At 59.6% G+C, this 7,226-nt stretch carries 7 protein-coding genes; 6 read left to right on the top strand and 1 reads right to left on the bottom strand.

The annotated features are described in order from the left end of the window. Positions 1 to 2: 2 nt before the first annotated feature. Genes QZ177_RS09200 through QZ177_RS09225 form a run of 6 tightly spaced genes read left to right on the top strand, consistent with a single transcriptional unit; the run spans position 3 to position 5,718 of the window. Positions 3 to 1,220: a putative peptidoglycan glycosyltransferase FtsW gene (locus tag QZ177_RS09200; protein ID WP_294177072.1), complete on the top strand. Its 1,218-nt coding sequence runs from the start codon at positions 3 to 5 to the stop codon at positions 1,218 to 1,220. 16 nt (positions 1,221 to 1,236) lie between these two features. Beyond that, entirely contained in the window at positions 1,237 to 1,872 is a 636-nt protein-coding gene (locus tag QZ177_RS09205; RefSeq protein ID WP_294177073.1) for a GTP pyrophosphokinase family protein, read from the top strand. Further along, complete coding sequence (locus tag QZ177_RS09210) at positions 1,869 to 2,537, top strand: response regulator transcription factor (protein ID WP_294177074.1); 669 nt, start codon at positions 1,869 to 1,871, stop codon at positions 2,535 to 2,537. The genes QZ177_RS09205 and QZ177_RS09210 overlap by 4 nt, the downstream gene beginning before the upstream one ends. After that, positions 2,538 to 3,776, top strand: a complete 1,239-nt coding sequence (locus QZ177_RS09215) for a HAMP domain-containing sensor histidine kinase (protein ID WP_294177075.1) — start codon at positions 2,538 to 2,540, stop codon at positions 3,774 to 3,776. 12 nt (positions 3,777 to 3,788) lie between these two features. Further along, a complete protein-coding gene (locus QZ177_RS09220; protein WP_294177076.1) occupies positions 3,789 to 4,811 on the top strand; it encodes a glycosyltransferase family 2 protein in 1,023 nt (340 codons plus the stop codon). Continuing rightward, a complete protein-coding gene (locus QZ177_RS09225; protein ID WP_009646413.1) occupies positions 4,780 to 5,718 on the top strand; it encodes a YitT family protein in 939 nt (312 codons plus the stop codon). The genes QZ177_RS09220 and QZ177_RS09225 overlap by 32 nt, the downstream gene beginning before the upstream one ends. A 126-nt stretch (positions 5,719 to 5,844) precedes the next feature. Here the strand turns inward: QZ177_RS09225 and QZ177_RS09230 are convergent, their stop codons facing one another. After that, positions 5,845 to 7,074: an NAD(P)-dependent oxidoreductase gene (locus QZ177_RS09230; protein ID WP_294177077.1), complete on the bottom strand. Its 1,230-nt coding sequence runs from the start codon at positions 7,072 to 7,074 to the stop codon at positions 5,845 to 5,847. Positions 7,075 to 7,226 lie beyond the last annotated feature (152 nt).

Below are 7,226 nucleotides of genomic sequence, written 5' to 3' on the forward strand. Positions count from 1 at the left end.
CTATGGAAAGACAGGAAGCCGCAGAAGACAAGGGCAAGAAGAGCTTCTGGGTCAGCGATATGGAGGCGGTGCTCGCCATCTTCATCGTGCTCCTCGTCTTCGGCAGCATCAACGTGTTCAGCTCAAGCTTCATCTTGGCGGAAACGACGTTTGGCACGCCGTACTTCTTCTTGCAGCGTCAGCTTTTCAATCTTGCGGCGGGCTTCTTCTGCTTCTTTCTTGGCTGCCGCGTGAATTACCATCGCTGGCGTGCGTGGATCGTGCCCGTCGTCATAATCACGATCCTCTCGCTCATCGCAGTCCTTCTCGTGGGCGCGGAGGTCAACGGCTCGAAGCGTTGGCTCGGCACGGCAGGTTTTCAGATTCAGCCAGCGGAAATTGCGAAGCTCGTTTCCCTGATGCTCATTTCTGCTTATGCGGCATACCGTGTGCGAAATGACAAGCCCATCGACATTCTCTTCCCGAATCCGCAGTATCTGCTCGTCCTCTTCATGGGATTGTTGATCGAGCTGGAGCCGGACGGCGGCACGATGTTCATCGTCATCTTCGTGCCTTTCATGCTCCTTTGCATTGCAGGGCTTCAAAAGACGAAAGTGCTGACGACAGTCGCCATCTTTGCGGCGGCGGGCACGGCACTGTCCATCCTGCAGCCGTACCGCCTTGCACGCCTCAAGGTTCTGCTCGATCCGTGGGCGGATTCGCAGGGCATCGGCTATCAGACGGTGCAGTCTCTGTCCGCCATCGGCTCGGGCGGCCTCACGGGCATGGGGCTTGGCATGGGCGTGAGCAAGTACAGCTACCTGCCCGAGGCGCATACGGATTTCGCCTTCGCCATCTTCAGCCAGGAGACAGGCTTTCTGGGTGTCATTCTCGTGCTCGTGCTCTACTCGGCGTTCACCGTCTACGGCGCACGCATCGCAAATGCCGCCTCTGACGCTTACGGACAGTTTCTCGCTACGGGCATCCTGCTGCTCATCAGCGGTCAGGCGGTCATCAACCTTCTGATGGTCGGCGGCCTCCTGCCTGTCATCGGCGTGCCGCTGCCTTTCATCAGCTACGGCGGCACATCGCTGATGATCAGCATGGCGAGCGTCGGCATCCTCTTGAACATTGGACAGCACGGCACGGGCGCGTCGAATCGCAGCAAGCTCCGGGAAGCCTTGGAGCGCGATGTGGCGAAGAAGAAAGCGGAGCGTCATCTGCGCCTCGTGAAGAAGTAGCAGGGGAGGGATTCTCTTGGAAAGCATCTATGGCAAGCAGGGAGAGGCGCTCCCTGAGATTCTTGGCGCGTTTCGCACGCGCATCGAGGAGATCAGCGCACGCGTCAAGGAGCGCACAGGATCGGCGCCCTACGAGCATCTGATTTGCCGCGTCAAGTCGGACGAGAGCATGCGTGAGAAGTGCCGCCGCAAAGGACTGCCCGAGACGCCGCAGTCGGCTCTCTGCAAGGTGCATGATGCCATCGGCGTCCGCGTCGTCTGCCGCTTCATCGATGACGTCTACGTCGTCGTGCGTGCGCTCAAAAATCTTTCGGGCGTGACGGTCTTCGAGGAGAAGGACTACATTCGCGACGTGAAGCCGAACGGCTATCGCAGTTACCACATGATCGTTTCGATCGAAGCGCCGTTCGAAGATGTGGCAGGGAGGAACCCCGGGCATTTCTTTGTGGAATTGCAGCTTCGCACGCTCGCCATGGACTCTTGGGCGAGCTTGGAGCACGAGATGATGTACAAGCACACGGTCAAGAATCGCAAACTCTTGGCGGCGGAGCTCAAGCGCTGCGCCGATGAGCTTGCTTCGTGCGACCTTTCGATGCAGACGATCCGCAACTTGATTCGAGAGACTGATGTGATGGGCGAGGTGATGGCATGAAGCTCCTGCTGGCGGAAGATGAAAAAGATATGGCGGCGGCGCTCGTCGCAGTTCTGGAGCATTCGGGCTACGAGGTCGACGCCGTTCGCGACGGCAGGGCGGCTCTGGCGCTCGCGCACAAAGGCGCTTACGCCTGCATGGTCTTCGATGTGATGATGCCCGTGATGGATGGCGTGACGGCCTTGAAAGAACTGCGTGCGGCGGGCGATACGACGCCCGTCCTGCTGCTGACGGCGAAGGCGGAAGTCGGCGACCGCATCGAGGGGCTTGACGCGGGGGCGGACGACTACCTGCCCAAGCCTTTCGCGATGGGGGAGCTGCTCGCACGCCTGCGGTCTTTGACGCGCCGCGCCGAAGTCTATGCGTCCGCCGAGCTGTCGCTCGGCTCGGTCACGCTCGACGTCGGAAAGCAGGAACTGGCGGCGAAGAGTGCCGTGCGCCTTGCGAGCAAGGAGACGCAGCTCATGCAGCTCTTGATGATGAATGCGGGAAAGCGCGTCACGACGTCGGAGATTTACGAACGCGTGTGGCAGGGAACGGAAGAGGGCGCGGACATCGTCTGGGTCTACATCTCCTACCTGCGACAGAAACTCAAGGCGATTCATGGCGACATTGCGATTCGCGGCGAGCAGGGGGGAAGCTACACGATCTGCGAGGTGGGCTAGATGGAAATGGTATCGCGGCTGCGGCGCAAGTTCATCGCCCTCGGCACGGCTGCCGTTGTCCTCATCGTTTTCGTCGTGCTCGCCGCTTTGAACCTCGCGAGCTTCTACGACGAGGGAAGCCGCATCGAGGCGGTGCTCTCTTACATCACGCGCCACGACGGCAAGCTGCCCGAAAAGCGCATCGTTGACGAGGGATTCGACTATACGCCGGAGTTCGCCTTTCAGACGCGCTACTACTGGGCGAAGTTCAGTGAGGATGGTGCACTCCTTGCGGCGGATGCGAGCCACATCGCCGCCGTCACCGACGAGGAAGCCGAGGTGCTGGCGGCGCGTCTCGCTCATGGCGCCAGCCTGCGCGGCAACTACGAAGCCGACGGCGCCTACTACGCCTATCTCATCACAAAGCTTGAGGGGGGCGGCTCCTTCGTCGTCGTCATGGACTGTACGCGCGAGATGCAGATGGTCTGGAACGGCGTGCGCTTTTCCGTCCTCGTCGGCATCCTCTGCGTGCTGCTCTACATCGCGCTCGTCGCGTGCTTCTCACGCTGCCTCGTCGCGCCCTTCGTGCGCAACTTGAAGAGCCAGCGACAATTCGTCACGAACGCGAGTCATGAGCTGAAGACGCCGATCGCCATCATCTCGGCGAATACGGAGGTGCTTGAGATCACGATGGGCAAAAACCAGTGGACGGAGACGATCTTGAAGCAGGTAAAGCGACTCTCAGGTCTCGTCAACGACATGGTCGCGCTCGCGAAGCTCGAAGAGCGCGTCTCGGAGCATTTCCACCCGATCGACGTCAACTGCGCGGAGACAGCGCGTGAGGTTGCCGCCTCCTTTGAACTTCCGGCAAAGGAGCAGGGAAAGCGGATCGTGACGGAAATCGAAGACGGCGTTCATGTGCTTGCCGACCAGCGCATCATTTACACATTGATGAACGTCCTCGTCGACAATGCCGTCAAATATGCAGACGACGGCGGCGACGTGCAGATCGCTCTCGCGAGCGGCAGGCGCGGGCGCGGCATGGTCTTTTCCGTGACGAATCCCTATGCGGCGGGCGAGGGCATAGACTATTCGCGCTTCTTCGAGCGTTTCTACCGCGAGGATGCGTCACATAACAGCGAGAAGGCCGGCTACGGCATCGGTCTGACGATCGCTGCTGAAATCGTCAGCTATCTCAAGGGAAAGCTCGCGGTTCGTTACAAGGATGGTGCGATCACTTTCGAGGCCGCACTGAAGTGAGGAGAAAAAAGATTGAAGCTCATTTCCATCGTTGTCCCCGTATTCAACGAGGAGGACAATCTCGAACATTTTTATCAGGCGATTTCTGAAGTCATGGCTGCGACGAAGTACGACTTCGAACTGATTTTTGTCGATGACGGCTCGTGTGACAAGAGCCGCGAGATCCTGCGCCGCTTGGAGGAAAAGGATGCACGCGTGCAGCCCATTTTCCTCTCGCGCAACTTCGGGCATCAGCTTGCCTTGACGTGCGGTCTCGACCACGCGGACGGCGCGGCGGTCATCATGATGGACGGAGACATGCAGCATCCACCCGCGCTGATTCCGACGCTTCTTGCCAAGTGGGAAGAAGGTTTTGACGTCGTGCAGACGATCCGTGAGACGACGGAGGGCGTCGGTTTCTTGAAGCGGACGACGTCGTATTGGTACTACAAGGCGCTCAACAAGATTTCGCGCGTCCACATCCAGGAGGGCGGCTCGGATTTTCGACTCATGGATCGCAAGGTCGTGCTGGAATTTCGCTGTTACCGTGAGCGTGCGCGCTTCATTCGCGGCATGATCGGCGCCATGGGCTACCGTCAGGTGCAGATCCGCTTCGTTGCGCCCAAGCGCTTTGCGGGCGTTTCCAAATTCTCGCCGCGAAAGATGCTGCACTTCGCGCTCGACGGCATCCTCGCCTATTCGACGGTGCCCCTGCGGCTGGGTCTTTACTCGGGGTTCATCTGCGGCATATTGAGTATCTTGCTGCTCCTCCATGTGCTTTACATCAAGTTCATCGAGGGGAGTGCCGTGCCCGGCTGGGCGACGATCACGGCCTGCGTGCTGCTCTTCGGTGGCCTGCAGCTCGTCGCGCTCGGCATTCTCGGCGAGTACATCGGGCGTATCTTTGAGGAGGTCAAGCGGCGGCCTCTCTACCTCGTCGCACGCGGCAAGCCCAAGGAAATCGCACGCATGGCGAGCGAGGACGCTGGGAGGGAGAAGAAAAGTCGTGAGGAGAGGGAAGGACATGACGATGAAGAAAAAGGAAATCATCCATGAGGTGCGCCGCTACTTTGTAATCCTTTTCGGCTGTGCCGTCTGCGGCGTCGGCATCAACCTCTTCATACTGCCGGCAAACTTGCTGACGAGCGGCCTTGGAGGCATTGCCATCCTCCTGCACTACTTCGTCGGCTGGCCTGTCGGCGCGCAGCTCCTCGTCTACAATCTGCCGATTCTCTACCTCGCGCATCGCTTCGTGGGAAAGCGCTACGCCGTCGATACGATCTTGGGCACGGTGCTCTTCTCCCTCGGCATCGACGCTTTCAGTTCGCTTTCGGCGCTGCATCCCGTGCACGACACGATGCTCAACGCCATCTTCGGCGGCGTCGTCTCGGGTATCGGCTACGGCATCATCTTCCGCTTCGGCTCGAATACGGGCGGCGTCGACGTGCTCGGCGCCATCTTGAAGAAGTATTGGTCGATTGACGTCGGCACGGGCGTATTCCTGCTCAACATGCTCGTCATCGCAGCGTCGGCGGCGCTCTTCGATCTGGAGACGGCGCTCTTCACGCTCGTCTGCATCTATGCGACAGCGGAGCTTACGAACCGCTGGGCGGCGGGATTCAATCGCGAGAAGGCGATCTTTATCATCTCGGAGGAAAGTGAGAAGATCGGCGACGCTATCATGGAGAGCCTGCACCGCGGCGTCACCTACCTCGAAGGCCGGGGCGGCTTTCTGCAGGAAAAGAAAGCCGTCGTCTTTGTCGTCGTCTCCCTGACGCAGCTCGCACGCGTCAAGGCAATCTGCGATCGCTTGGACAAGAATGCGTTCCTCATCATCGCGAACGCTTCCGAAGTGCGCGGCAGAGGGTTTTCGCGCGAGCGCATCCTCTATCAGTTCGCGCAGCGCAAGGAGCTGATCGAGGCGCGGGAGAGGGAGAAGGGCGGGACGCGATTCAAAGGATGATTTCAGCAACGACAACAGGCAGAGCCGCATGGGATGGCGGCTCTGCCTGTTGTCGTTTTTGCTTATATCTTTTTGCGGAGACGCCGGCTCGATTTGTCCCGCTTCGGTCGTCTTATCAGCGAAGCCTCATTTCGCGCCGCGTTTTTCGCGCAGGTAAGCGTCCATCGCCTCCGCCACATGTTTGGCGTCGTTGACGACTTGGACGACGTTGCACGGACCGAGGACGACGTCGCCGCCCGAGAAGACGCCGGGGCGGGTGGTGGCGCCCGTTTCATCGACCTCGACCAAGCCTTTTTCGTTCGTCTCTATGCCCGTGGTCGTGCGCACGATCTTGTCTTTCGGATCTTGGCTGACCGCGATGACGGTGCTGTCGGCAGGACACAGGACAGGATCTCCTTCGCCCGTCAGTTTGCCTTCTTCGTCGAAGTGGCGGTCGCGCATCAAAGGTCCGTCCTTCGTGATGGAATCGACGCCCTTGCAGAACTCGAATTCCACGCCGTCTGCCTGCGCGTACTCGAATTCGCGCACGCTGGCGGCGACCTTGTTGCTGCGCGAATAGACCGTGACGTAGCGGCAGCCCTTGCGGATCGCGGTGCGCGCGACATCCATGGCGGAGTTGCCCGAGCCGATGACGGCGACGCGGTCGCCGAGAGCGAAGGAGTCGGGGTTTTGCAGATAGTCGACGGCGAAGTGGCAGTTGCCGAGGCTTTCGCCCTTGACGCCGAGGCTGCGCGGTCGCCAGACGCCCGAACCGATGAAGATGGCGTCGTACCCGTCGGCAAAGAGCGTGTCGAGCGTCAGAAGGCCGCCGATCGTGCGGTTGGGTCGGATGCAGATGCCGAACTCACGCAGCTTTTTCTCATAGCGGTCGAGAATGCTCAGTGGCAGACGGAAGTCGGGGATGCCGTAGCGCATCATGCCGCCGATCTTGTCCATGCGCTCGAAAATCGTCACGTCGTAGCCCTTCTGCGCAAGCTTGATGGCAACGGTGATGCCGGCAGGACCCGAGCCGATGACGGCGACGGTCTGCCCCGTAGAAGGCGCACGCTCCAAGGTGACGCGGTCGAAGTAGGTATTCGAGATGTAGTGCTCGATGCTGGAAATCTGTATGGCGGATCCTTTGCGCAGTTGGATGCAGTTGCCCTCGCACTGCTTCTCATGGTCGCAGACGAGCGAGCAGATGATGCTCAGGGGATTGTTCTCGAAGAGCATAGCGCCCGCCTCGTTGATGCTGCCTTCGAGAAAGAGGCGGATCATCTCGGGGACGTTCGTCTGCACAGGACAGCCCTTGATGCGGCACAGGGGCTTTTTGCACTGGAGGCAGCGCCGCGCCTCGTCAATGACATGGATTGCCATGAAGATCACCTATCCTTTGTTGAATTGAAATATATTCCACCCTTCAGTCTACTTCAACGCGGGGATATTATCTGTTGCTATTATCACATTTTCTTAGGGAATCACTGATAAATTCAGCCGCCCATCTTCACACATCTGCGCTGTCCTCTCGT

This window comes from uncultured Selenomonas sp. (assembly GCA_905372355.1).
GTDB lineage: Bacteria > Bacillota > Negativicutes > Selenomonadales > Selenomonadaceae > Selenomonas.